This window comes from Shewanella sp. SM74 (assembly GCF_025653725.1).
Lineage (GTDB): Bacteria > Pseudomonadota > Gammaproteobacteria > Enterobacterales > Shewanellaceae > Shewanella > Shewanella oncorhynchi.
The window spans coordinates 1-26041 of record NZ_JAKKRZ010000018.1 but is presented as its reverse complement, the minus strand read 5'-3'; the positions used below and the strand labels follow the sequence as shown (position 1 = coordinate 26041).

General features: G+C 42.0%; 22 protein-coding genes. 15 read left to right on the top strand and 7 right to left on the bottom strand.

Going from position 1 to position 26041, the window contains the following annotated elements:
- The first annotated feature begins 126 nt into the window (after nucleotides 1-126).
- On the top strand, nucleotides 127-1326 hold the full coding sequence (locus L5M49_RS17210) for a ParA family protein (protein WP_263185293.1): 1200 nt from the start codon (nucleotides 127-129) through the stop codon (nucleotides 1324-1326).
- On the top strand, nucleotides 1323-2255 hold the full coding sequence (locus L5M49_RS17205; protein WP_263202720.1) for a ParB N-terminal domain-containing protein: 933 nt from the start codon (nucleotides 1323-1325) through the stop codon (nucleotides 2253-2255). The genes L5M49_RS17210 and L5M49_RS17205 overlap by 4 nt, the downstream gene beginning before the upstream one ends.
- 300 nt (nucleotides 2256-2555) lie before the next feature.
- On the opposite strand, the gene L5M49_RS17200 is transcribed toward L5M49_RS17205, so the two are convergent.
- From L5M49_RS17200 to L5M49_RS17175, 6 genes are all read right to left on the bottom strand, one after another.
- On the bottom strand, nucleotides 2556-3086 hold the full coding sequence (locus L5M49_RS17200; protein ID WP_263185291.1) for a hypothetical protein: 531 nt from the start codon (nucleotides 3084-3086) through the stop codon (nucleotides 2556-2558).
- A 174-nt stretch (nucleotides 3087-3260) separates the two neighbouring features.
- Nucleotides 3261-4355: a DNA polymerase III subunit beta gene (gene dnaN, locus L5M49_RS17195; RefSeq protein ID WP_263185290.1), complete on the bottom strand. Its 1095-nt coding sequence runs from the start codon at nucleotides 4353-4355 to the stop codon at nucleotides 3261-3263.
- A 71-nt stretch (nucleotides 4356-4426) separates the two neighbouring features.
- A complete protein-coding gene (locus tag L5M49_RS17190; protein ID WP_263266521.1) occupies nucleotides 4427-5356 on the bottom strand; it encodes a hypothetical protein in 930 nt (309 codons plus the stop codon).
- Between the two features lie 2 nt (nucleotides 5357-5358).
- Nucleotides 5359-6273, bottom strand: coding sequence for a recombinase RecT (locus L5M49_RS17185; protein WP_263185288.1), 915 nt, complete (start codon nucleotides 6271-6273; stop codon nucleotides 5359-5361).
- Between the two features lie 9 nt (nucleotides 6274-6282).
- A complete protein-coding gene (locus tag L5M49_RS17180; protein ID WP_263185287.1) occupies nucleotides 6283-6999 on the bottom strand; it encodes a recombinase RecT in 717 nt (238 codons plus the stop codon).
- A gap of 60 nt (nucleotides 7000-7059) precedes the next feature.
- Entirely contained in the window at nucleotides 7060-8238 is a 1179-nt protein-coding gene (locus tag L5M49_RS17175; protein WP_263185286.1) for a PD-(D/E)XK nuclease-like domain-containing protein, read from the bottom strand.
- 224 nt (nucleotides 8239-8462) lie between these two features.
- Here L5M49_RS17175 and L5M49_RS17170 point away from each other — a divergent pair, with 224 nt between their 5' ends.
- From L5M49_RS17170 to L5M49_RS17145, 6 genes are all read left to right on the top strand, one after another.
- Nucleotides 8463-9809, top strand: coding sequence for a hypothetical protein (locus L5M49_RS17170; RefSeq protein ID WP_263185285.1), 1347 nt, complete (start codon nucleotides 8463-8465; stop codon nucleotides 9807-9809).
- Nucleotides 9810-9820: 11 nt separating this feature from the next.
- Nucleotides 9821-10576: a hypothetical protein gene (locus tag L5M49_RS17165; protein WP_263185284.1), complete on the top strand. Its 756-nt coding sequence runs from the start codon at nucleotides 9821-9823 to the stop codon at nucleotides 10574-10576.
- A gap of 4 nt (nucleotides 10577-10580) precedes the next feature.
- A complete protein-coding gene (locus tag L5M49_RS17160; protein ID WP_263185283.1) occupies nucleotides 10581-11033 on the top strand; it encodes a metal-dependent hydrolase in 453 nt (150 codons plus the stop codon).
- Between the two features lie 11 nt (nucleotides 11034-11044).
- A complete protein-coding gene (locus L5M49_RS17155) occupies nucleotides 11045-11566 on the top strand; it encodes a hypothetical protein (RefSeq protein WP_263185282.1) in 522 nt (173 codons plus the stop codon).
- On the top strand, nucleotides 11556-12008 hold the full coding sequence (locus tag L5M49_RS17150; protein ID WP_263185281.1) for a hypothetical protein: 453 nt from the start codon (nucleotides 11556-11558) through the stop codon (nucleotides 12006-12008). Before L5M49_RS17155 ends, L5M49_RS17150 begins: the two co-directional genes overlap by 11 nt.
- 72 nt (nucleotides 12009-12080) lie before the next feature.
- Nucleotides 12081-12548 (top strand): hypothetical protein, encoded by a 468-nt coding sequence (locus L5M49_RS17145; protein ID WP_263185280.1) that lies wholly within the window; start codon nucleotides 12081-12083, stop codon nucleotides 12546-12548.
- A 429-nt stretch (nucleotides 12549-12977) separates the two neighbouring features.
- Here L5M49_RS17145 and L5M49_RS17140 read toward each other — a convergent pair whose 3' ends face one another.
- Nucleotides 12978-13547, bottom strand: coding sequence for a hypothetical protein (locus tag L5M49_RS17140; protein WP_263185279.1), 570 nt, complete (start codon nucleotides 13545-13547; stop codon nucleotides 12978-12980).
- Between the two features lie 192 nt (nucleotides 13548-13739).
- On the opposite strand from L5M49_RS17140, the gene L5M49_RS17135 reads away from it, so the two are divergent.
- The 7 genes from L5M49_RS17135 to L5M49_RS17105 all read left to right on the top strand — a co-directional run.
- Nucleotides 13740-21362 carry an Ig-like domain-containing protein gene (locus L5M49_RS17135; RefSeq protein WP_263266520.1) on the top strand — a complete coding sequence of 2541 codons (7623 nt, stop codon included), beginning with the start codon at nucleotides 13740-13742 and terminating at the stop codon, nucleotides 21360-21362.
- A 147-nt stretch (nucleotides 21363-21509) separates the two neighbouring features.
- Nucleotides 21510-21983 (top strand): signal peptidase I, encoded by a 474-nt coding sequence (gene lepB, locus L5M49_RS17130; protein ID WP_263266519.1) that lies wholly within the window; start codon nucleotides 21510-21512, stop codon nucleotides 21981-21983.
- Complete coding sequence (locus tag L5M49_RS17125) at nucleotides 21970-23136, top strand: TrbC family F-type conjugative pilus assembly protein (protein WP_263266518.1); 1167 nt, start codon at nucleotides 21970-21972, stop codon at nucleotides 23134-23136. Before lepB ends, L5M49_RS17125 begins: the two co-directional genes overlap by 14 nt.
- Nucleotides 23133-23285: a hypothetical protein gene (locus tag L5M49_RS17120; RefSeq protein ID WP_263202727.1), complete on the top strand. Its 153-nt coding sequence runs from the start codon at nucleotides 23133-23135 to the stop codon at nucleotides 23283-23285. Before L5M49_RS17125 ends, L5M49_RS17120 begins: the two co-directional genes overlap by 4 nt.
- Entirely contained in the window at nucleotides 23282-24313 is a 1032-nt protein-coding gene (locus L5M49_RS17115; protein ID WP_263266517.1) for a TraU family protein, read from the top strand. Before L5M49_RS17120 ends, L5M49_RS17115 begins: the two co-directional genes overlap by 4 nt.
- A 6-nt stretch (nucleotides 24314-24319) precedes the next feature.
- Entirely contained in the window at nucleotides 24320-25840 is a 1521-nt protein-coding gene (locus L5M49_RS17110) for a hypothetical protein (RefSeq protein WP_263266516.1), read from the top strand.
- A 15-nt stretch (nucleotides 25841-25855) separates the two neighbouring features.
- The coding region (locus tag L5M49_RS17105; protein ID WP_411569112.1) for a transposase family protein at nucleotides 25856-26041 on the top strand (186 nt) is incomplete at its 3' end.

The following is a 26041-nucleotide window of genomic DNA, read 5'->3' as shown; positions in this document are numbered from 1 at the left end:
GGCTCGCCTATTTAATTTTTGTAAGCGCTTCGGGTTTATGCACACTTTTTGTGTGAAAACTCGTTTTTCGTGTTGAATGCTCGTTTGATGTGTATTAGTATCGTGCCATTAGCATAAGGGGTGTGTATGGAACTTAAAGATTTCGACTTTATATCGAGTAAAGCAGATACGTATTTAGAAGTTATGAATAAGCAGGTGTTGGACTTTAAGAAAGAGTTTAGCAAGCCTGAGTTTCACATGAGATATTCGAAAAAAACCATCGAGTCTTTCCCGTACCTATCTCGAAATGCAGTTGAAAAGGCGATGACTGAACTGGAAGCTCAGGGTTACGAGTTCAAACGTAAAGATAATGGCAATCTGGATTCATTTAGCCTGAAGGATGTCATTGCGATTTATGAGCAACGGAAAGTACCCAAATATCGCAACACTCATAGCAAAGGGTTTGTTCTTTATTTCAACAACTTAAAAGGTGGTTCTGGTAAAACTTCTGCCTGTGTAAATACTGCCCATGCGTTAAGGACGGAACCCACATTAATTCATCATGATTTGCGGGTGATCGTATTTGATTTAGACCCTCAAGCAAGTGCCACTATGTTTTATAAAAGCAACCTTGCTATCGGTGGGCAACCATTTACAACGGCCAAAGCGATGTTTACTAAAGAACTAACGCGAGAAGACCTGTTGCGTGATTACATCTTCGAAACCGACGTGCCGGGCGTGTATCTCATGCCAGCTGCGATTGATGATGCGTTTTTAACGACATCATGGCTGGAGCACTGTGAGGAAAAACTTGATAACCAAGAGCCACATTCGTTATTGAAAGAGAATGTCATTGAAAAACTGCTAGGAGACTTCGATATCCTTGCTGTCGATAGCGGTCCACATTTGGATTTTTCCTTATTAAACGGTATCGTCGCGGCTGATCTGCTCGTGACACCTCTTCCTCCTGCACCTGTTGATTTTCATTCGTCATTAAAATACCTATCGCAACTACCCCTGTTATTGAAATACCTGAGCAAGCAAGGGATTGATGTCTCAGGCAAGGAATTGATGGGTTTTATGAATAAATTTAGCTCTCACATCATGCAGCATCAGGAGTCTTTATCAGGTGCAACACTCTGTTTGGGTGAGAAAATGTTAGACGCACACATTCCTGAACTATCAGGTTTTCAGCGTTGTGGTGTGACACTGGACACAGTGATTTCAGTCGACCCGACTATGTACGATGGAGGGCGAAGTGCGCTTAAATCTTCTCAAGATGCCATTTACACTTTCGCCCGTTCATTTTTTGCGCGTACACAATTAATCAGGAGCCGTCAGCAATGAATGCGAAACTATTAAGGCAAAAACGTGGAGCCTCGATAACCGAAGAGGTGACGAAACTTATGGCTGAGAAACAGGCTGAAAAAGCCAATCAGCCAACGGTTTGGACATTAATCTCTGGCCGCAATGTGACCTTTACAGAGATCACTATTCCTGCCGAAGATGTAGAACGTCTAACGAAAGTTAATGAGCATAACCGGCGCGTACAAAACGAGCTGAAGAGTAAATCATTGGTTAACTCTATCAGGCGTCAACAGTATCAGAGTTGTATTGCAATACTAATTGACGGCATATATTCCTTCTACGATGGCTCACGCAGACGAGCCGCAGCAATCGAAGCCCATAGACCTTTACGGGTAATGTACTGCACAGAAACCTTAACGAATCAGGAAGTTAAGGGGTTAATTAAAGAATTGCAAAGTGCGGAAGAACATTCGTTGCGCGATCACGGTGCTTACTATGAGTCTTTATTGAATCATCCAACATCGCCCATGACTGAAGAAGAAATTATTTTTGAAGAAGAAATAAGCAAAAGTAAATTCGACCGATGTATGAAAGCTTGGTCAGTGCCAAGTCTTTTGATAGCACTATTTGAAGATAAAAAAGAGTTGGGCGATGGCAGCTATACGATATTAAAAAAGGTTGCTAAAAAATACGCCACGCAATCAGAGCTAGAGAGTTTTGTTGAAGGGTTAGACATGCAGCCAGGGACATCCTACAAGGAGACGATGGCCTTTATTGTGGAGGCCGCAGGTTTAAGCAAGAAAACCAACAACGAAAAACCGCGAAAAATTATCGATATTAGCAAGGATAAGTGGGTAAAAACTCGTAACAGTGGAGTTAAGCAGGTTTTTGAAATATCGAGAGCAACTAAAGAAGAGTTAGCCAAAATAGAGCAATATATTATTGAAGTATTAGCACCAAAAACATAACTCAGTGATAAAACAAAACGACGAACATGCTCAACCGCCAAGTAGCTCATGTTCGTCGCCATACCAACAAGGGAGTATTCACAATGTCAGTACAAGCGATGTTAGCAGTTGCAGATCAAATTGCAAAGGGGCAGCGAGTTAAGATGCCGGCAATGAAATTTTCGGATTGGCCATTGTTTTGTCGATGTCTTCAAGAGTCGAGGCAAAAAATAAGTAATTAAGTCAAGTTTCAGGCTATCCTAAAATGATTTAATTGGTTGATTGATAACAAAAAGCCTCTTTCAAAGAGGCTTTGTCTTATCAATGACTGCAGTTAATATCATCCAGTTCTAAGCGGTCAATGTACTGCATAATAGCTGCATTTGCTGTATCGATGGGTTCGTTCCAGTGAACAAGTAATGCCGCAACGCCAATGGTGAGCCAAGCGACAGCTATATCGATTTCTTTTAGCGTAACCCCTCGATGTAGCCGTTTTTCCAGAACAACAGCCAACTCCGAAATTTTATTCATTTCAACGCAGGAATCCTGACCAGCAAGCTGGTGGCGGCGGCCATCTTCGGTACATTGAGCTAAATGGCGAATGACCGTTGGCAGTAATTCATTGCGTGACAAGTCATCCAAAAAACCATAGGTCTGTAGTTTGATCTCATTACTGCTTTCGCGAAGGACGATCTGTTTTACTTTTAACGATTGTGCAATGAGCGTTGTTCCAAGCCATCCCAATGAAACATCTCTATGGTTGGTCAATAGCTCGGTGGTAAATGACTCTGCTAAAGCATTGCAATAGTCTGTGATCTCAGTTTTCCAAAGTTCATATTCGAAATTAATCATCGTAAGCCTAAGATAAAATGTACTAGATTGAGTTATTGATGCTCTGGTCACGTTGATTATATAGCTGTAGCAGGCGCTACGGCATCCAGATTTTCAAATTGAGCTTCAACGACCTGTAAGTTGTGATAAAGCCTATGTTATATAGGCTATATCAATTGCTCTGATCAGTTCAAATCAACAACGAACGGGCATGACTAGAGTGATCAATTCATGTATGTCACAAGTGATCAAAATCGCTGTTGATTGGTTGAAGTAAAAAGTTACTCTGTCGCCCCCTTGTTTTGCAAGGGCATCAGCAAGGTAACTAGGGTTCACTCCAATGGTTATCGCAGGACAGTGTAATTCAACATGGTCAATTGTTTCTGCAAATGAATTGGCTTCATCAATACTTGAAACAGATAATACAACTTCTTTATCAATGTCGAAGCGAAGTATGGGATTTTTCTCAAGGCTGGCGACAGCATGAAAGCGTTTAATAGTCTGTTTTAGATCGTCTAAATTGAAGGAAACAAACCCACCAGTTCTATTGGGAATTACTCTATTTACATCGGGGTAACGACCTTCACCTAAAACTGATATGACAGACGTATCACTACTTGTAATCGAAGCGCGTTGTTCATCAAATGAAATGACAACTTGTGTTTCTGGTGGCAGCGATTGCGCTAACACGGCGGAAATCAAGGACGTAGGAACGAGATAGCTACCATTGCCACTACAAGTTAAATTCTCGTGGGTCAGTTGACTTAATCGGTGTCCATCAGTCGCGCAAACCTTTACCGTTTGGGCTTCTATTGAAACATTAACATGGCACAAGTAGGTACGAACATCCCCTTTAGCGACCGCGTAAGCCGCAGTATTAAATAGGGCTGATAACTCTGAAATATTGCAAATAATTGAAGCCTGAGATTCAATCACGGTAGGCGCGTCAGGGTAATCACTAGCAGGGCTTGCAGGAGATTTGAGTCGGCTTTTACCACTTTTGATGATGGCCATACCATCTTTTACCTCGAATTTAGCAGTATCAGCAGCGAGAGCACTTAACACTGTTGCCAACCTTTTGGCAGACAGGGTGAATGAGCAAGATTCACTTACCATTGCTTCAAGTTTAAAAGAATTAAATTGAGAGCCGTTAGAGGCGCTAAAACGAATCATATTGGCACAGGCATCGGCCTCGATTAGCACTTGCTCAAAGATAGGGTTAATTTTGCTGGTGGCATGGCTGCAAATTGACTGAATACGAGATTTTTGATCTAAAGGGAAAGTAAACATAGAAACGCCTCTTAAATGACTAATTGCTGTATTTCTATATATTTACACAGCCTTTAAAAGGCGCTACTCGGTTAAATAGATGAGATTTCCTCTTCAAATCCAAGAAATTTGAGGAATAAAAACTCCGAGGGTTTCCCATCCACAATAGAGTATTTCACTTCGGCATTTCCTGAGCGAGTCACGTTAGCTATCTCACCTTGATAAATTTGACAAAATTGTTCGTCACGGACACTGAATACTTTGCAGGTTGATGAGTATGTTGGTTTTTCAATATAGACCTTAGCATTCACCCAGGATTGAGTAATGCAGAAAATCAATTGGTTATCAGCATAGTAGGCAAAGTTCATACCTGCAACTTCATCGAGTAGTAGGGTATTTGCATCCACCATGTCGAAAGTAGCGATATTCTTCGACAACGAGCGCAAATAGTGGAATGCATTTAGAGGTGTAGGTTTTGACTTAAACTCGAGAGATAATACCTTGATCTGGTTACCATCCACTACAGCAACCATATCAAACGGCAAAAAGTCGATATTTACCCTTATGCTTTCAAAGTAATTTTTTATTGTAGGTTCGTAAAACTGAGTGTTGTAACGCAAATCGATGAGATCTAACTTATGAAAGCTACATTCTATTTTTATAGGGATGTCTTTAGCTGAAATAGGCAGAACGTTGTTGTTGACTACAATCGAAACTTCGTCAGTAAAGCAGAAGGCGGTTGGCTTTGCGGCATTTTTATTTGGGGCCAAAGAGATCTCAGTTACAACGTCGAACCCCTTTTCTTCATACTGAGATACCCGGCATTCAAGTTCATCTTTAATTTGATACACAGAATGCCAAATTTTGTTGTTATAAAAATGGCGTGTTTTGCCATTGGTGACGGTAGAACATTGCAAACCATAGTTGCGGTTGCCATCGTGTTCGATCATCAATCGAACAATGTTCTTTGTTTCCGAGTGCTGTAGCACAGTGATTTTTTCAATGAAATCGTAATCAGGCATAATTAAAACCCCACGCCCATGACGTCAGATCCCCATGCAATGAAGTCTTCGCTGTTAGCTGGCGGCAGTGGTTCGTTTTTTGTTACCGACTTCTGAGCGAGTGGGGCAAACGGGATTACCACATTGCCTTGGTTGTTTTTAAAGAGCTGGTCAATGGTACTAGGTTGTTTAGAGCAACCGCGAAACTTGTAGTGATTTAAAGGCATAACTTTTCGCAATGCTTTGGCTTTATGGAATTGACGGTCATGCAAATTAAGCAACGTGGATACAATGTCGAGATCACCGTTGTTCTGCATTGCTGAAATCGCTTTAAGTCCACGACGTAGGCAAGAGGCTTTGTAGAACATCAATTTTTTAGTGTTAGTGATATACGGGTTCACACCATTGAGTCGGTCGTGAATGTTAGCGTACATGGCTTGCGATGCTTCTTCAGCTGACATTTGTGCAAAGAACGATTGGCCATTGTCTAAATCGATAATGCAATACAGTCCATGCAACTCACTGGGTTCAACGGCAACAGTGTGATGCACTTCTTGAGATGCGTGATTGATTTGCAGCGTATCATTCTCGTAAACAGGGTTAACTACAATCTTTGCAATGCTTGAATGCTCTAGTAATAACGCGGTTAAACCAGCAAAAGAATAGTCTAGTTCAAACTCAAACCTGAATTTTGATTCGTGATAACGCGCTTGCAGTTCCATCGTGTTGGTATCAATTTGCAAGCCAGCATGAACATAAGGGATAACAGCTTCGAGTAGCGTGGTAGGCACCACATCCTTTAGCAAGAAAAACTCATGACCAAATTGAAACCGACTATCCAAAGACGTCGATAAAAATTGGTTGATAGACTGCATTTCTGAATCGTTAAGCGAAAACATATTGCTAATGTCATTAATGGTGGTTTGAATAATATCCATAGCGAACTCCTAAAATTCAGTATCTAACAACGAGGATTGCATTTCAGGGGTAGCCTTGATTAGCTGACGCCAATCCTTTGCTGCGCGGCGGTACAAAGCGACCCGGTTCATTTCTGTTCTCCAAATACTATTCCAAGGGGTATTACCCATGTTCGCTTCGATTTGATGTTGTGCAATGCTATCCATTTCTTCGATGCTTAAATAGGACATAAGCACAGAGCCGTCCATCAGTACACTACGGCAGTACCCTCCAGAACATGCACCACGGACGCGGGGATCTATCGACAACGACGTCACAAAATGCTCAATTTCTCCGGTGGCTGCTTGAATGCGAAAATGGTCATTTTCATAAACCAGAACGGCATTAGCATTTTTGAGTACATTTGCGTTGGACGCGATGGCAATTTCTCCGCGATAGCCAGGATACAGTTTCATTATTTTCTCGCCAGTTTCAGTCAGCGATGGGATCACATAAGCCAGTTTTTTTTCTGGATCAAGTGAGAGCCCTAAACGGCAAACGTTGAGTAATAGCCTATACACTGACCATGATGCGGCGACATCCAAAGGGGAGGTGGTCGCAAGCGAATTAAACACGATTTGGTTGAGATAGCCGATTTCCTCATTGAGATCGACTTGATGGCCAACAATCTGTGAAGACAAGTAATTAAAATTATCTTGGAAAACCTGCTGGTGCGGTACTGACAATTTGACTTGTGCGGTTTGCATGGTGAACTCCTTAAACTGATATAGCCAGATTAAACTGGGCTGTTAATCCCGCAACTACAGTTAAACCTCTATAACCCAAGTCGAACGACTACGATCATGTCCGTACCAATTGCCGCTAGTCAGTGCTTCCTTAAACTCATCTAGCAAATCGAACATTTCTTCAGTGGATTCAATGATTTTTTTGCTAGACAGCTCAAATGTTTCACAGTTGTCAGCGTCCTTATATTCCGTTGCAATAAAGCAAAAGTGCTTAACTGGGATGCCTGCAAGGTTCGCGACGTAGCAGTAAAATACCTGCTGAAGATCATATCGAAGATCTCTAACTTGATAGCCAAACTTGGTCGGGTTGGTTGAAAGAGTTGTCTTTAAATCTACAGCAATGGCATCATTGCGTAGCCAATCAAAACGGACTTTGAGTAACAGGCCTGTGGTTGGGCAACGTGCGATAATCGATAATTCAGCGTAACCATCACTGAGCAGCCAATCCGCTTTTGGGTGGGCGCGAGTGCTGCGTTCTACTCGTATGGCATCGTCCCATACAATGTGATCGATAACGTGATGGTTGATTAAATTTTCCCAAATCGGTTGAGAAGGGCTAATCGCAAGAATTTCTTCTATTTTCTTTTCACGCGTCTGTGATGTATCTATTCCATAGAAGTACGCCATTTCATCCAGTTCAGCATCGGTTCGTAGATATTTGGCATAACGCTGGTCTAAAAAATTGACAATTAACTGTTCACGCAATTTTTCGAACAATGGCAATGTGGGGTCAAATGCGTAAAGACGTTCAACCAGTACGGCTTTTGCACCAGATACAGGTAAATTGTTTTTAGCTAATGCAGCCTTTAGTTGCGGAATGGATTCAATCAACTCTACATCGGGAAAATCTTCTGGCACAGGATTACGCATGAAGTTTCCATGGAAATTCTCAGGCTCTAATACTCGCATGTGTCCGAACGTACCTGCGTCGAATGTGTATTCTTGTTGCTTGGTTCTTAAACGACACACATCGGATAGATACTGACGAAAGTAGTAGTGACGTCCTTTAGCGAATGTCTTGATGCCTGTAGAGCTATGGGCGTCCAAGGCGTGATAGACCTCGTTAGGCATGTCAGTGTAAATCCCTTCAACGATTTCACCTTGAGCATCCAAAAAGTTAGGTTTGCCAGATGCGGTATATGCTGGTTGGATCATGTCTTGCCAATCTAACGATGTTGTTTGTATTAACGGTGCGCCCATAAATATTCTCTCATTCGTTCACTTCTTGTAATCATTATTTCATCAACCTAAAAACAGGCAACTGACTGTAAATCAGATAGATACATTGCAGTTGCGCGTTTTTAAATAGATGGATAATGGTTGGTGAAGAAATTTTTTATTAGCACGTCTTAAATTGTTTCTGAAATGAGATTTATGAACAATTTTCTTTGATATAACGGATTAATTGAAAATGAGGGGGCCAGATGAAATTTACGTTACTAGGGCTATCACTACTGTTACTAAGTTCGAGCAAGGTTTGCGCTGAAGAGCCGAACATTTATGAATATAAGGACATGGAAGTCTCAGTGCTAATGAGTGATAGCGAAACGGTGCAGCAGGCTGTTAATCGGGCTGAGTCATTGTTGCAGATAAAAGCTGTGACAATGACACCTAAATTTGTCACTCACACAACAAGTTACGATAGTCGGACCGATGAGATGTTAGAAAAAGGCGTTATTGCCCAAGGTGCTAATGTCTCAGTTACCAATACGCGGTACGTGAAAGCGTTGGACCATGATCAAGTGAATGTGATTGCCGATGTCACAGTTGATATTTCAGCGATGAAGTTGAAGATTTACAGTGAAAAACGCGAAAAACTGATGGAGTCAGCTATCGATGACCTCAATGCCGACTATCAAAAGCTGGTGGCGGTGTTAGACAAAATGAAGATGAACCTCACGTTAAGCACGCTTGACTCTGTGATCGTCGCTAACTACTACGCCAAATTGAACAGTAGGCTAGGGATGGTCGACGGCGATGTGGTTAAGGAACAGTTGCGAGCGCATCGAGAAGGGAAAACCCCAAGCGAAAAATTAAAATCAGAGATAGTTTCCGCGTATAAGCAGTTTGTATTCCCTTTCATGGCGAATCCAGTCATTAATTACCAAGTGATTGATATTATTCCACTTGAGCACTCAGTTGCGGAAATTAAAGTCAGGGTTACGATTGAAAGAAAGGGGGGCGTTAAAGACGCATGGTATCCGATAGCGGCTAATGAAAATGTTATTAAAAATTGTAAAAAGTTCTTTTTCGGATGTGACGCATTACTCAACCCTAATCAAAGCAATGTATCAATTGAGGTGAAAGAATTATTGGTACCCAAATATTGTGGACCCTCATTATATGAATTTCTGCCTTATCGATATCCGGGGGAAAGGTCGTTTATTGACGAAGAAGAGCAGGTTCGATGCGGAATTTCGAAAGGATTCGCTTTTGGAGACTCGCGTTTTTATCAATTGCACAAGCAAAGCCTGCTAACTCCTGAAATGCCGCTTCAACCGGAAGCTTTTGACAATGCGTTTCGAGAGTTGTCGAGAACGGCTTACTGGTTGCAAATCAACATTGGTAAGGAAAAGTTTAAAGTCAATATCAGTAATATTTGGTTGGATGACATCACATTGTCGGCTTACATGCCTGAGAAAGACGCCGAGGATGGAATAAAAATTAGCTTCAGGGTGCAGGAGGAAGAATACGATACAAATACAAGCAAGTGGACGAATACAGCAGGAAACTTTTTGCGATATCAGACCCGAAGAATCGGTTTTTATTAAGGAACATTAAAATGAAAAAATTATCTATCGCGTTAGCCGTTGCCTTTGTGTTGGTGGGTTGTGCATCTGATCCAGTGGAAAAATACGCTAAACAACAAGAAGCATTAAAGGACATTGCCGTTGAAGAAGCTAAGGCAAAGCTTGATAGTGCGCCAGATTGGTATATAGCCCCGCCTAAAAATGATGGTTATGGCTTGGTAGGGGTAGGAGCAGCATCATCTAAAGACATGCACCTTGCAGTTAAAAAGGCGCGTTTACAGGCTGAGTTTGAGTTGGCCAAGAATTATCGACAAGAGCTCTCTGGCTCAGAACGTTCTTATGAGCGTGAAGACGCGGCTGGTAATTTAGTGCAAGCTAGCCAGTTCTTAATCGATAAGCTGGTGGATTCAGTGCCGATTGTCGGATATGACCTCGTTGACCAAAAAGTGATGGTGTTGCCTGACGGCAAATTTCAGGCTTTCACGTTATTAAAGCTGCCATTTGATGAGTTTAATAAGGTTCTGCAGAGCATTAAGGCTGATTCGCAAGATGCCAAAGAATTAGAAGCATTTAACGATTTAGAGCGTCGTCTAGAGGCCAAGCGTGCTCGAAAATCGCAAGATGAAGAACGTGATCATGCGCGGAAATTAGAGTTAATGGATCAGCAAAATAAAGTGTTGTCAGGGGCTACCAGTCGAGCCATTCCTCCTGCAGCGGAGGAACCACAAGCAATGGATGTTCCGTCCAAGAAAACTCCGCTTGATGCTGCCATGGATTTGGTGAACTAAGGTGATGTTCCGCAACCATCTGATTGTTACAACCGCGGTCGCTATCGCTGCGGTGAAATATATTGATTTTGCTATGCCAGTGTGGGCTGTCATTGGTTGCGTATTTTTTGGCTCATTACTCCCGGATTTAGATCATCCAGGCTCTACAATTGGGCGCCGAGTGTTGTTTATTTCATTGCCGTTGTCGGGATTATTTGGACATCGACAAATAACGCACTCGATTTGGCCTTTTGTTGGTGTGCTATGGCTGTTTAATCTCGATATGCCTGAAAGCTGGCTGATTATGGCATTACTAATTGGTTACTTCTCGCATTTACTGGGGGATATGTTGTCAGATAGTGGCGTACCGCTATTGTGGCCATTTCCAATGCGATTTGGGATATCACTGTGTACGACAGGTGGTATTTTAGAACATATTACGGCTTATAGCTTGTTGGCTGCGGCTATCGTTATTTAAAAGGAAATATTATGGAAAAAACTAATATAGACGAATTTTTATTGGAAGTGTTGGAATGTAAAGTGAAGCCGAATGTCTCTGATAATTTCTCTGCGAGAGCGTCATCAGAACTCATTGAGAATATAACGACGAGGGAACTCATCAATTTACTTAATGATTTTAGCTTTTGTAACGCCAAAATTGACCTTGATGATAGCGATTCTATTTTTAGTATTACCGTTGAATCATCGAGACTTCTATTTTTCAGCAACGGCTCTTGGTCTGCTCATAATGGTGTTGATTTTTTCGGTGTGATGGTCACGCTCCCTGTTGGATTTGAGGGTGAGTTTATATCGAGATTTAATCAAAATACAAAAATCGGTCGGCTATACCGAATTAACAAAGAAAGCGAAGCAACGGTGTATAGAGTAGACGTCCATTTAACGGGTGGGGTTAGCAAACAACACATCTATTACATGATCAAAACGTTCATTGATTGTTTTAAGCAGTTGTACGCAGGTTTGTTGGCTCAGGAAGGTGTGTATGAACAATAAAATAGCATTGGTGAGCTTCATCGCGATATCGCTGGTTGTGGGTGGTGGAGGCTGGTGGAAACTAGAAGCCAGAAAGACTTTGATTGAATCGACACTGCACAATGAAGTCTATGGGGAGTGGGTGGCAGTTGGCGGTATATGTAATCAAGACATAGAAGGTATTCAGGGTATTGATATTTTTTCTGATCACACAATCAGGGAAGGCAAACGTGATGACATCGCTGAAATCAATTTAGTCGAAAAGGCGTTCTCAAGCGAGTGTGAACTAGGGCCATTGAAGTTCGATTTTGAAATTTCGATCATGCCTAATGAAGAAAAGTACCTACTTGGGAAAGTGAATGGGTTATCCATTTTAAAATCTAGCGATACTGGAGTGATGTACTTCAAAATGAGTCGGGATTTTAAGCAACTCTATGATAATTATAGTAGAAATTCAGGGTGAGCACAGGGTGGCTCGATAGTGAAACCATGGGATATTAGGATACACCGCTAATAATTATCGAATGGAAAAGTTATGAATTTTATTTTGGATAACCAGCTAACAAATGAAAATGGGATTTCAACTCACAATGTAATATGTACACTTAAAAAGCATCAAAATCAGAGATATACAAGGATTAGAAGCCAAGATTTGCAACGAATATGTACGGGTGATAACTCGACTGAAGTACAAAAGACATTAGCCACTGCTGAACTGGAAAGGCGGTCCTACGTAGATAGTCAGTCGATGGGGTGGAAATACGAAATTACCCTTCACGCACTCGATCGGCTCAGTACGCTTTATTTACACAAATTTATTCAAGAATTTGATGGTAGGGAGGGAATAAGTAGTTGGTGTAACCGCCTAGTGAAAGAAGCCTTGAAGTTAAATAAAAATTCTCTTAATTTACGGGAGTTTAGCCTAAAGCATGAGGGGATTACATTTTCATTCAAAGAAAGTGATTATGTAGAAAATACGCTAGTGTTGACAACAATTAAATAGGGAAAGTTAAATGGTACTCTCCCACAAGGCCGGTGTGTTTTAGAACATTTATGTCCGGCCACATATCTTGTATCGAGAAGTAAATAGACTAAGAAATGAAGTCGAAAAACTTGAAAAACTGAGAAAAGAGTTATGCTCAGATGGGCAATTACTGACTGTCGAAGAGTACATCCAGAAGTCAGATGCTCGATATGATAACCGTTTTCGTAAGCTAGAAAATAATTGGTTGATACTAGAATGATTAAAGCCAGAGCTACAAAAAACTGATTTTGTTAAAGCTGAAAATCGACGCCTCCCAAGCCTCCCAACACTAAATAAATATAAACAAGTTCTTGATTAAGGATGGTTTATTTGTAAAAAACCATCAATCCAAATTATCAGCAACGCCGAAATACAAAAGAGCCTCACTTGGGGCTCAAATTTGTGGTATCAAATGTTATGTCGAGCCATTATTTCTAAGGATCGAATGCAAGCATCGGCCGTTAGCGTGGGGAAATTCTGTAGATATTGAGCTAGCGCCATGTGTCCCAACATCATGGCTTCAAATCCCCCAATTGGTACTGCAATAGCAGGTTTTCCTCCCTCATAGATGTTGACGAACAATGTTGTCACGGTGCCCTGTGTTTGCCATTTTAGGGTAGCCCCTTTGTTCTTTTCTGCTCCGTGTGATTTCATCTCAAAAAGTGGTTTTATTCCCAAAAGTGTCGAAATTATATGCGGTAACTCGTTCTTAGTGATCTGAATCGAGGTCTTATTGCCCCAGTTAAACGTTTTAGGGCCAATAGCACTCGCCCCTTCAAGCATAACGGTTTCCCAACCTTTTCTAGAAATGGAGGGCTTTAATTCGATAGCGGCTTTAGTTCCGTGGCATTTTAGCGATGTGAACTCTCTAAATGCTCCCTTGTATCGCTCTGAACCTTGGGGAGCCGGAGCCAATGGCTCTGGAAACGGCTCATAATCAGGTGTTGATGAGTAGAGTTGATGCACTGCGCTATACATAAAAAATCCTCTCGTTAGTAATAAATAAATTATCCCTCGGTTGATCAATCCCGCAACTGGCTTAAAACCTTATTTCCAATTGAAAAAACCAAAAATTAATTAGCACAACGAAAATTGACTCTGAGTTGAAAAAATCAATGAAATATCGGGAATAGAATTATCAATGGAATAGTCTAATGTGGAGTTGTTGTCATGAAAGGTTTAATCAAGACCATAGTTTTGATTGGTATTATGGGATTTGTCTCATTTAGTTATGCGTCAAGCAATACCAGTGTTTTATTGCCAGAGATTAAAGCATTGGCTTTGGATAAATTGGTAATAGATCGTGCTGGACAGCCTGTAACGGTCTTAGAAACACCTATCATCACAGACAGTTATGGGAAGATAGCCCAGGGATTGACAGAAGTTACCATTTCATTAGACAGCAGCTCTTCAACGAGTCTTATCATCCTTGGGAAAACATTAGCGCCGGGCGCGAAGATGACTGTTGTGCAGGATCTTTCAGCAACAGGTGGGGTTATAAAAATTCCCGCATATCCTGCAACATCCAGTTTAGCAGGGCTTAGTCACTACTCATTAGACATTCCAAAAGTGACAGCTCAAATTTGTGAAGACTCTTACGCACATGATGCCGCATCTAATACATGCCAAAAGGTTAATACAACCAGTTTGTTGTATTTGTGTCCTAATAGCGAATGGACGATGACAGGTGATGTATCCACTTGCCGCCAACAATCGCAAATTGCAAAAGTAACTTGCCCAATTGGATTTGAATCGAACGGAGATGGAACTTGTACTAAGACTGAATTTCAAAACACAGTAGCAGATTGTCCTGCGGGTTATGCTTACTCAGTGGCAAACGACCGTTGTGAAAAAACATTAGTAGAAAGTGCTTATAAAACTTGTAGCGACCCGTCATATAGCTATCAAGCATCAACCAATGATTGCAGAAAAACAGTCAATCAATCTGTTAATTTTAATTGTCAGGCAGGATATTCATTCAACCCAACACTAAAGATCTGCGAACGCACTTTAACAGCTACGGCCTCGCCTGTGTGTGGCAGTGGGTACACGTATTCAACGGCCAATAAGCGTTGTGAGAAAACCCTGACTCAAACAGCGAGCAAAGTTTGTGCGAGTGGGTACAGCTATTCAACCACCAATGATCGCTGCGAGAAGGTCACTACTTCATCGGCCTCGCCAGTGTGTAGCAGTGGGTACTCGTATTCAGCCACAAACAGCCGTTGTGAGAAGACCGTGACCGAAACGGCGAGCAAGGTTTGTGCGAGTGGGTACAGCTATTCAGCTATCAATGATCGCTGCGAGAAGGTCACCACCTCATCGGCCTCGCCAGTGTGTAGCAGTGGGTACACGTATTCAGCCACAAACGGCCGTTGTGAGAAGACGGTGACTCAAACAGCGAGCAAGATTTGTGCGAGTGGGTACAGCTATTCAGCCATCAATGATCGCTGCGAGAAGGTCACCACCTCATCGGCCTCGCCAGTGTGTAGCAGTGGGTACACGTATTCAGCCACAAACGGCCGTTGTGAGAAGACGGTGACTCAAACAGCGAGCAAGGTTTGTGCGAGTGGGTACAGCTATTCAGCCACCAATGATCGCTGCGAGAAGGTCACTACCTCATCGGCCTCGCCAGTGTGTAGCAGTGGGTACACGTATTCAGCCACAAACAGCCGTTGTGAGAAGACGGTGACCGAAACAGCGAACAAGGTTTGTGCAAGTGGGTACAGCTATTCAGCCACCAATGATCGCTGCGAGAAGGTCACTACCTCATCGGCCTCGCCGGTGTGTAGTAGTGGGTACACCTATTCTTCGGCTAATGCGCGGTGTGAGAAAGTTTCAACTATTACTGCTACAACAAACTGTCCTAGTGGTTCATCTGAAACAAATGGTAAATGTTATGAATCCACGGCAGTTTGGTTGTGCCAAAATTCAGCGTTACCGGATTTTGATGGTAAGTGGGGTGCTTGTATGAAAGCCATGACTGTCAGCTCTGGCGGGATAGTCACTAACTGGTGTAAGCAAACAGGTCCAACAACTTCTCAGTGCTACACAAATAGCAGAATACAAATAATGGGAAGTCAAAGTATAAGTGAATATTCTCCTGACGGATTTATTCGAACTTTAACGGAGGTAGCTCAATCAATTTCCTGTCCAGCTGGATATACATTGAGTGGTTCAACGTGTAGTCAGTTACAGACGGAGGCGAATACATGGAGTTGTCCTGTTGGTTATTCTCTTAATGGTTCAACGTGTTCACTGTTGCAAACTCAGGTATTTAGTTACAGCTGTCCCGCGGGATATTCGCTATCAGGTTCAACGTGTAGCCAGCTTCAAACGGCTGCAAATTCATGGAGTTGTTCAGCGGGGCAAACGCTCTCTGGCTCTACCTGTAGCCTGTTACAAACAGCCGCGTTTAGTTACAACTGTCCCGCGGGATATTCGCTATCAGGTTCAACGTGTAGCCAGCTTCAAACGGCTGCAAATACATGGAGCTGTCCGGCGGGACAAACGCTTTCAGGCTCAACGTGTAGCCTGTTACAAACGTCCGCATTTAGTTATAGCTGTCCAGTGGGATATTCGTTATCAGGCTCAACGTGTAGCCAGCTTCAAACGGCTTCAAATACATGGAGTTGTCCAGCGGGACAAACGCTCTCTGGCTCAACCTGTAGTCTGTTACAAACGGCCGTGTTTAGTTACAGCTGTCCCGCGGGATATTCGCTATCAGGTTCAATGTGTAGCCAGCTTCAAACGGCTGCAAATACATGGAGTTGTCCAGTGGATCAAACGCTCTCTGGCTCAACTTGTAGTTTACTAAATGAAATCTCTTACGCTTATAGTTGCCCTACTGGATATACTAATTTAAATAATGGGTCTTGTAGCCAGCTTCAAACGGGAGCAAATACATGGAGTTGTCCAGCCAATTACGCAAATCACAACGATGGTACGTGTAGCTGGTATCAAACTGTTGCGTATTCGTTGTCATGTACCGATCCAAGTTACACCCCCAATACGACCACTGAAATATGCGAGAAAGTATTAATAAGTGCTCATATTTATAAATGTAATAACCCCACGTATACGCTCTCTGGTGCAAGTTGTTCGTTGTTGTTAACGGAAACTGAAAACTGGATTTGTAGTGATTCTTCATATAGCAAAATATCAGAAACTCAATGTCGAAAATTGACAGATACGGATCTTGTGGGAACTTGTCCGGTAAAATTTGTGAAATCAGCTGATGGTAAGTCATGTACTTATAGCAATACGACATCTTTGATTCAGAGCTGTCCAGCTTCATATACATTAACGAATGGTGAATGTGTTAAAGATGTGTTTAAGGCCCCAACGTGTCCGACAACAATTGTTGACTCATCTTGTACTTGTGATGTTGGCATGTCATTAAATCAAACTACTTGGCAATGTGAGGGCGTTAATAAAACAACTGTCTTAACTAACTGTCCAGTGGGCTATGTATCAAATTCAGGTGGATGTACCTATTCAAAAACAGTCGATGTTGTTTATGATTTTTGCCCTACAGGTATGTCTGTCAGCGGTGGAAACTGCGTATTGACTCAATCAATAGGTTCTAACCCATCTTGTAACTCTCCATTTTCAGTGCAAGGCGATCAATGTCGTTATACCGACACTAAGCCTGTTGGATATGCACCTGGCATAGAAGCAAAGTTGTACGAAGGGGACGTTAAGACTGAGCTATCAGCCGTAAAACTTGATAAGACTGATTTTGAGGCGGTTGTCAGTGAAGTTGTTGGGCTAGTAGTAGATGAAGTAGGTGGCTGCCGGTTAGTTGCAACGGAGGCTCTAGCGAAAGGAGCCATAAAGAAAGGCGACGTACCTTGTTTCGTGAAGTGGACATCCTTACCTGAAGGGATTTCTGCAGCAAACAACAAAGTAACGGGCATATTCAAAAAGGCAGGGCAATATTCATTAGATTACTCTCTTGTTGGTTATAACGGGATGCAGTTGACTCAACTGGATATTGGAACAGGTTCTTTAACTGTTAATGTCACTGAGCCAGCAAAACCAACTGTGCTTGATGTTACTACAAGCTTGATGAGCAAGGTTGTGAAAGGTTTTGAAATGTATAACTACAGTGCAGCTAGTAAGCTGAATTTCACTACCGTGATGGTTGAACCTAGAACTTATGAACAGACGATCTCGATTGCTGGCGTGGGTACGTGTGATGTAAAAGTTAATACAAACTCATGTAGCATATACAGCAATGTGAGTTTTACAAAAGCTCCAGATCGTTTACAGATGGACAGTAACTATAGCATTTTAGCGAACAGTAAAATTGGCGGGTGGTTAACATCAGATTTAACCCCCAAAGATTGGGTTATTCATCATGATTTCCGTGGTCCTAACATTGTGTTTACTAAGTTTAATCCAACGCTTGAAAGCAATCCTTTAGTGAATACAGATCTAGGCTTCCCAGTGATTATCTCTGGTGGTGAGGGAGCTGTAGGGATTAACAATTTACGCAGTGAATTAGCCAGTACGGATGTTTGGTGGAAGCCGTCACGAGTTGATCTTGTTTTTACGGCCAAGGATGGTACACAGAGTACCAACACATTAAATATTGATGGCGTCGATTTCACATTTGATGTGCCAAATAACGTAACCAATGTAACGACAATAAACTCTCGAACTGCGATAACTGGAGAAAATTCACAGGCGTTTCCATTTGAAATGAAGACGCTAACCCCAGGAATGTACACTGTACAGGTGAGCGCAAAGGACGCCTATAGCAACGAAAGTTCAGTAATGTATGAAAACATTGAGGTGGTAAGACCGTTACCGCAGATCAAAGTGCTGCATAAGCGTTCTTCTATTGAAAAACTGACCAGCTCACAAACAATCAATATGTTAGATGATGTCGTTGTAGCTGTTCATAATGGCTTGGTGGGTGAATCTAAAATAACGAGCATTAAAATTGATGGTAAAGAGGCGTTAACGACAAATAGTGAAACTTATTTCAAGAAATTGACAAGTGAAGGTTTCAATTTAGAAGCTAATACATCGTACATGATGGAAATCACGGCAGAAGATAAGCAAGGCCGGGTTGTTAGTAAGACTTTGCCGTTTAATTATTTACAAATGACGTTTGGTTTAAGCCGAAAACCAACCACAGTGATTCAAAAAGTGGAAGATATAGCGATTACAGTGAATCGTACACGTGGTATTCGTTGCGATCTGTATGGAACCAAAGCAGCTGCAACACTGGCATCCAATGACTATAACTACGCTTGTTACATAGAATGGCGAGATTTACCTGAAGGTTTAACGTCTCAAGTAACAACGTTTCAATCAAAACTAACTGGAGCCGTAGCAAAACTCGGCACCAATAGCCTTGCTTATGATGCTTATATTGTTAATAAGTCAGGCAGCATTGGTAAAGTGGGCAGCGAAAGCGTGACATTTGAAGCCATTGCACCTTTGCCGATAGATATTCAATTAGACGAAAAGCAGATGTTGAGTGCAGGTGTTTATAGTGTACCGATTAATGATCGGTCACTGGGTCGATACAAGGGCCAATCAAGTCGCGCGAATATTGACGTCAGTTTAAGCAATGAAAATGGAGATCAAAAAAGCTATCAACATAACCAATTGCCGTTTGGTGAGGTTCAAACGTTTTCTGCATACGCGGAAAGATTAGGCGACTCAGTGTTGTGGGACAAAACCAAGTACACATTGAAAGCGAATTATCGTTTGGCGCCAGAATTGAGTGTTGAGAAAGACTTTGATTTGATTGTGACTCCACACCCTTATATGCAAGTGATTATGGATTTGGATAGTCCACGTTATGCCTCGACTGACTCAATTAAGGCAACGATAAAATTGGGTTTACGCAATAACATGACAGGCTTGTTTGAATATGATGAAAAGTCAATGGGAACAGGTTGGGATGTGTTTGTGGCTTTTAAAAACGGCAAGAACTATGAACCAATCACTGCCGTCACTCAAATTGGCTCAGATGGCAAAGGCATTGTGGAGCTGGATGCAAATATCATCTTTACTCGCAACGAAGCCGTATATGCAGTAGCTCGAGCTCGTTCTCCATATCCAGAAATCAACATTGAGAGAATTTCGACACCTCGCAGCATTACAGTCGTTAAAGGTACTGGGGTTGAAGGTAAGGTTGTTTCTCGTGTTGTGCAGTCACGAATTCCCGCGAATTTTGATATTCGATTTGATACCACATCATTTAATGATTTTATGGTACTCGGGGATATAAGCTGGCAATTTAAAGACAGCACTGGCAATTGGGTAGCGAATCCTGATTTTGATGATCGTCAGTACGTCTCTATTAAATCTGTTACTCCAGAAACAATTACTGTACGTGCTGTGGTTGCTAACAAAGTGACTGGCGTTTTGACAAACTCAGATGAAATCACGTTGATTAGCTACGACGTGCCTTTGTTGAATATTGCTGGTTCAAGCCAAGCCATTGCAGGTCAAGAAATTGAACTTACAGCTTTAGACAATAGTGATACACCGCAAACCGATGCGATTGTCGAGTGGTCAGTGGATAATGGTGTGACGTGGACTCCGGGTTCTGCAATATACAATTTGGCTGTGGGTGATTCGGCGTTGAAGATCAATGCTCGGATGAAATATGCTAATACTTCAGTTGATGTGGCTGCTGGACAATGGAGTCAGGCGGTTAAATATATTTCAGTGACCAAGCCTAAACCGTTAACCGTGAACGTGACTAAGCCAAACATTGCTGAGATTGGTAAGGAAATCCAGCTACAGATGCAGATCATTAATCCATTTGTTGCTACAGGGGTAGGTGTTCATTCCGAGTGGCTATTGCCAGACGGTACAGTATTAGCAGACGAAGCCAGTCTCACATATATGGTAAATGATCTTGATTTGGATGCTTCGAATCGGGTTGTGATTAAGGCAAAAGCATGGCTTGACGGGTATAAAGATGTCACGCTCACAGAGTCAAACATCGTTATAAATACTTTCAATTACGAATTTCCTTCTGAAAGTGATTTAAGTTTAACCGTGAGTAACAACATTAAATTTGTTCCCTCTACGGGCTACGCTACGTTAAATATGCCATACATTAACGCGCCAGGAGTGGTATTCAGTTATCAGTGGACATTTGAAGCTGACGCCATAAAACAGACCAGTACCACAGGCAAGTCAATGAACTTTACCGTGATGAAAGCCGGTGTGCATAAGATCACGCTTACGTTGTCTGATAATCGAGGAAACTTTGCTTATATCGATGGCTTTGCAGATGCTATTGAACCAGCGCCGTTAGAGTTCACCGTGAATGATGTTTACTCTAATAAATTTATGAGAGCGCCTTTGACGATATCTTTGTACCCCAGTGTGAAGTTAAGCCACCCTTATGACTACATAAAGGAATATGTTTGGACCATCAATGGGGCGAAAGGGGAAGTATCAAGCAGAGCTGTTGGTGTATTTGAAATGCTGCCTGTTGGTCATTACGATGTCGAGTTGGATGTAACGTCGAACTTCGGCCAAAAAGGGAAATATACTGCGTCATTTGATGTACTGGAGAATAAACCTCCAGTATGTGAGCCTAGTGTGCGCGAGCAATACGGCACTCATATTGTCGATGCTAACTGTAAAGATAGTGATGGAACGATTAGTTACTATCGTTGGGTCGTTAACGGCACAGTCTTTAGTCCTTACGGGGCTCAAGTGCGGTTTAGTCAGCAAGATTTCCCTTCAGCGAGCATTGTGATTGAAGCGAAGGATGATGCAGGTGGTGTTGGTGTGGGTCGAGTGAGTTTTTAGTCCCATATAACTAAATAAAAACCGTCATATTTTGAAAAATATGACGGTTTTTTTATTTGGGCGTCGTAAATAGCCGCTGAATGAAAACCTCCACTTCAGAACAGGCTTTAAAATTGACCCACAAGACAAGAATGTGGGCTAACGAAGTTGAAAAATGTTATCGCAAGTTTTTCGTTAATAGCAGCTGTCATATTGCTATTGGCTTCAAAATTTACTCTTGCAGTACCGTCTCAAGAATATTCATGTCTTTTTGCGCGATATTTCCTTGTTGATAAAACCAATATCACAATCAAACGAGATCGCTTAGTTGCTTTTAATCTGCCAGTTGATACGCCCTATTTCAAAAAGGGGAGTCGTTGGATAAAGAAACTTGTCGGAGTACCGGGTGACAGAGTGATTGTGAGAATCGATGAGGTGCTTATCAATGGTAAGTCATATAAAAACAATATGCGGCAGTTGCTTATGAAGATTGAATTAGCTGAGTCAGCAATTACCAGAGAATTTGTTTTAGCTGAGGATGAATACTTTATGGTCGGTGAAACACCATTGTCTTATGACTCTCGTTTTTGGGGCGTAGTTCATGCTCGAGACATGATTGGAGATGCTTATGCAGTGCTATAAGAAATGGGCTATTGCGCTTTTTTTAGTTTTGGCGCCGTTCACTGACGCAAGATCGTTAGTGATAAAGCAAATCACGCCTGAGCAGGCTATCAAGATGGCCAAAGAGAAGGGGTGGTTGGAGGGGCTAAATTTGGCGGGTGAAGAAGCTGCCACACCAAAAGATGTTGAAGAGTTTTTAAATAACGCGCAAAAGCAGATAAAAGAGATAACCGATGATGCGCTGTCAACGGATGCCAATGTAACTCGTCCATCTTCTGTGACATTCATGTTTGTTAGTTTATCTATGCCTCGCGCTTCATTGATCGATGCGTTGAAAAATGCCGCCTCTAGCAACGTTACAGTTTATATCAACGGTATGTTTGAAGGTGATAAGAACATTTTAGATACGATGGCGCGTTTAGATGCAATGTCCAAAGATATGCTTTTTAAGCCGACGGTTAAATTTGGTCCTACATGGTTTAAAAAGTACAACATTCAGAGAGTGCCCGCTTTAGTCTATGACGATGCCAAGTCTCAAATCATGATGACGGGCATGACACAAATGGCATTTTTCAATGAAAAGGTCGCCACAGTTAAGCAAAGTGTTGATTTTGGGGCGTATGGGGCAACATTTCCCGTTAAAGAGTTGTCGCTGATAGAGCAAATCAAGCGCCGAATGGAAACGATTGATTGGGAGCAAAAGAAGCAAGCTGCTACTCAAAATTATTGGAAAAAGAGAGCGAAATACCCATTAGAGCTCGCAGCAAAAGATGATGTTTTTTATATCGATCCTACCGTAACTATCAAACGTGATGTCATTAATAGAGCAGGTGTTGTGCTTGCAAGAGCCGGTAGCAAATTTAATCCATTAGCAGAGATGCCAAATGCGTACCTTCGTCTCTATATTCTAGACCCCACCGATCCAAAGCAATTGGCATGGTTAGACACGAAAATGGAAAGTTTTGATTACCGTGACCAGATTATTATCAACCAATTAGATGTTGAACGAGGCTGGGATGGTTTAGCGGAGTTAAGGCGTCGCTATGGTCGAGATGTTTTTTTACTAGAACAAGAGTTGATCACTAAGTTTGCTTTAAAAGCAGTGCCTTCGATTGTGAGCATGGAAAATCATTTCATCAAAGTTAGCGAGTACAACGTGAGGGACAAACTATGAAGCTTGTCTTGTTGAGCTTAGGCGTAGTGGCCGGCATCTATATCAGTTGGGAATATCCCAATCTCGCTGAACAGATTTTTTATGGATTTTTGGAGTTTGCCAACTGGATGGGCGCGGCTATTACATCGATGATAGGAGGGGGGCGATGAAAGCATTTTTAAAATCGACAATGCTAATTTTGGCTTTGCTGACAACAGTTTCCACTCAAGCCGCGTCGCCTACAGATAATATCTGCAAAGATGCAGAGATCTGGACAAAAATCGTTGATCAAATCTGCTGGAGTTGTTTTACCGAAGGCTTTTCGCTCATGGGCATCGGGAAAAAGCCTGACGGTGCAACGAGCAACAACCCGTTCTGTACGTGTAACGATAACTTAGGCGTTCCATTTGCAGGGACAAAACTTTCATATTTTGCGCCACTTAGATTAATTGAGACTGTGAAGTTACCTTGGTGCTCGCCATCGCTAGGTGGGATAACACTTCAGGATGACTATACAGGAATGGGTAAAGTCAATGCGTCTCAGGGGGAGGGGTTTTGGCATAGTCATTATTTTGCGTTTCCTTTAATGGAAATGTTGGAGATTTTATATATCGATTGCCACCAAGATGGTTATATCGATCTTGATTTGATGTACCTCTCGGAAGTTGACCCAACTTGGAACAATGACTTATTGGCCCTAATGCTGTCGCCTGAAGCTATTTTGTTTGCGACACCCTTAGCACAACCTTGGTGCGCTTCTGATTGTGCGTTAATTTCTGCCGATGCTGCGCCTGAATCGACATTTGGTTGTGCAGGTTGTGATGGTCATCTTTATCCGTTTACAGGCAATATTAAAGGCCAAACAGACAATGTGGCTCAATCGAGTTTGATTGCCCAACGTATGATCAGTTCGCTCCATCGAAAAGGATTAGCAAAAAAAACCATGGGGGAAAATAGCGTGTGCAAAGCGCAGATAGCGCCATTTACACCGCGTTCTCAATATAAGTTCAGCATGATTTACCCACGAGCCGAAGCTGAGGAAGGTGCCAATATTGATAGCTGCTGTCATCCTATGGGACAGTCTACAAATTTATGGTGTTTACCTGCTGGTGGACGAATGAGGCCGGGAATGGAAGATGCGGTATACATGCTGTGGCAGTTCAAAGAATGCTGCCTCACCCTTGGTTCGAGGGATTAGAATCCTATGATAGAAAAACACATATTCAAAACTATCTGCGTTTATTTCACTTCGGTTTGCATGCTCGGAAGTGGTTTGCATTGGGCCTTCTTTTTTACTTTAGTTGGTCAAATGGCGGCATTTGATGTGTATGCAGTTGATGATTTAAAAAAAGAACTAGATTCGAAATATCAGTTAAATACCGCCCAAAATGTTGATGGAAATAACCTATTCAACAAGATCATGACTAACAAAGATAAAGAGAGTCCATCATCGGTTAATGTAGAGAGTGAAGTGTTAAGTCGCCCTGCCGGTGCGGGAACGTCCTTAGATTTTTCAGGTTATCAAGACATAGATTTCCATGATGAGTTTAAGCGTTATATGGGAGAAGGTATTCCACAAGGGGCGCCCAAAGCACCTTCGATGACGAATGGTGATATTGACGTAGAGTATTACGAAAAAGCTGGCGTAAAGTTTAATCGGGATGAAAATGGCCAGCTAGTGACGGAAACTATTGCCGCTAGTGAACGAGGGGCAAAAACAACCAGTATTAAAGCAAGCGAAGCTTTTACCAATCAACAAAATCGGCCTGACGAAGAGTTTAATGCACCGGGAAATTACGGTAACGAAAGTGATTATATTGACGATTTGAAAGTTCAATATGGGAAAACTTCAGACGGTAAAACGATGAGTTCGGAGGCATATCGAGCGATCATGAAGGGCGCAGAAGTAAATCCTGTGCCTAGAATAAAATCAAATGCTTACTTTCTTGGTAACACAAACAAAGCCATAAATGACGCTCAACGAGGGAAGGGGATTTGGTCACAGTCATGTGTTGATGAAACGGTTGTTGAAACAGAAATTAAAAATCTACCAGTTTGGGAACCCAAGATTTGCGCTCAGCCTAACCATCAGAATTTAGATTATTGCGAAGTAACCCGAACGCTTGAGTTGAACCCTGACTATATTGAGAATGAGACTCCACAATATGTAGAAAAATACACTCAAATACCAGAAGGCTGTGCTGAAAAAATTGGCTGGAAACCGTTGTGTCCCGATGAGGAATGTCAGCAGTTTGCAAATAAAATAGAGATGGAACCTACTGTGTTATTAGCGCAGTCAAGTAATCGATTAAAGGCAGATTTATTAAATACTCTTCGCTATCTTGATAGCCCTATCCAAAATACGTCAGCTCCCCCAAGCAAGATACAAGCAACTGTAAGAATAGATCATTGGGGAGGGGATACAACAGGAGTACCGAGATTCAAACCTGTTGTTGGGTACTTACATCTCATTGGTGACCAGGAATGGAGAGTTTTGAGTTGCGAGCGAACTCACTATGAATATTCTACGTGTCTAGTCGAACTCTTAGAACCGAATCCGTGTGATTCAGAAGCAGTTGAGTTTACTTATAATACGGGTTTCATTACACCTAAGGATAACATTGATTCAATTCGTTATGCTGGGCAGTATGGAATAACTTATGTGGTGATAAAGGATCAGGGCAAGATCACGAACATTTTTCAACCAAACCAAGCTAGTAGTTGACCCAATCGCCAGCTTATGATCAGATACTGCCTTTTGCAAAAGGGCAATTCCGTGAACCTGAACGTATTTTCTGAACACTTTTCCAGCATCGAAGACACTCGCCAGTCCGCCAAAGTCACTTACCCACTGTTTGATGTGCTGTTTCTCACGCTATGCGCTGTGATTGCTGGCTGTCAGGGCTGGGAAGATATTGAAGATTTC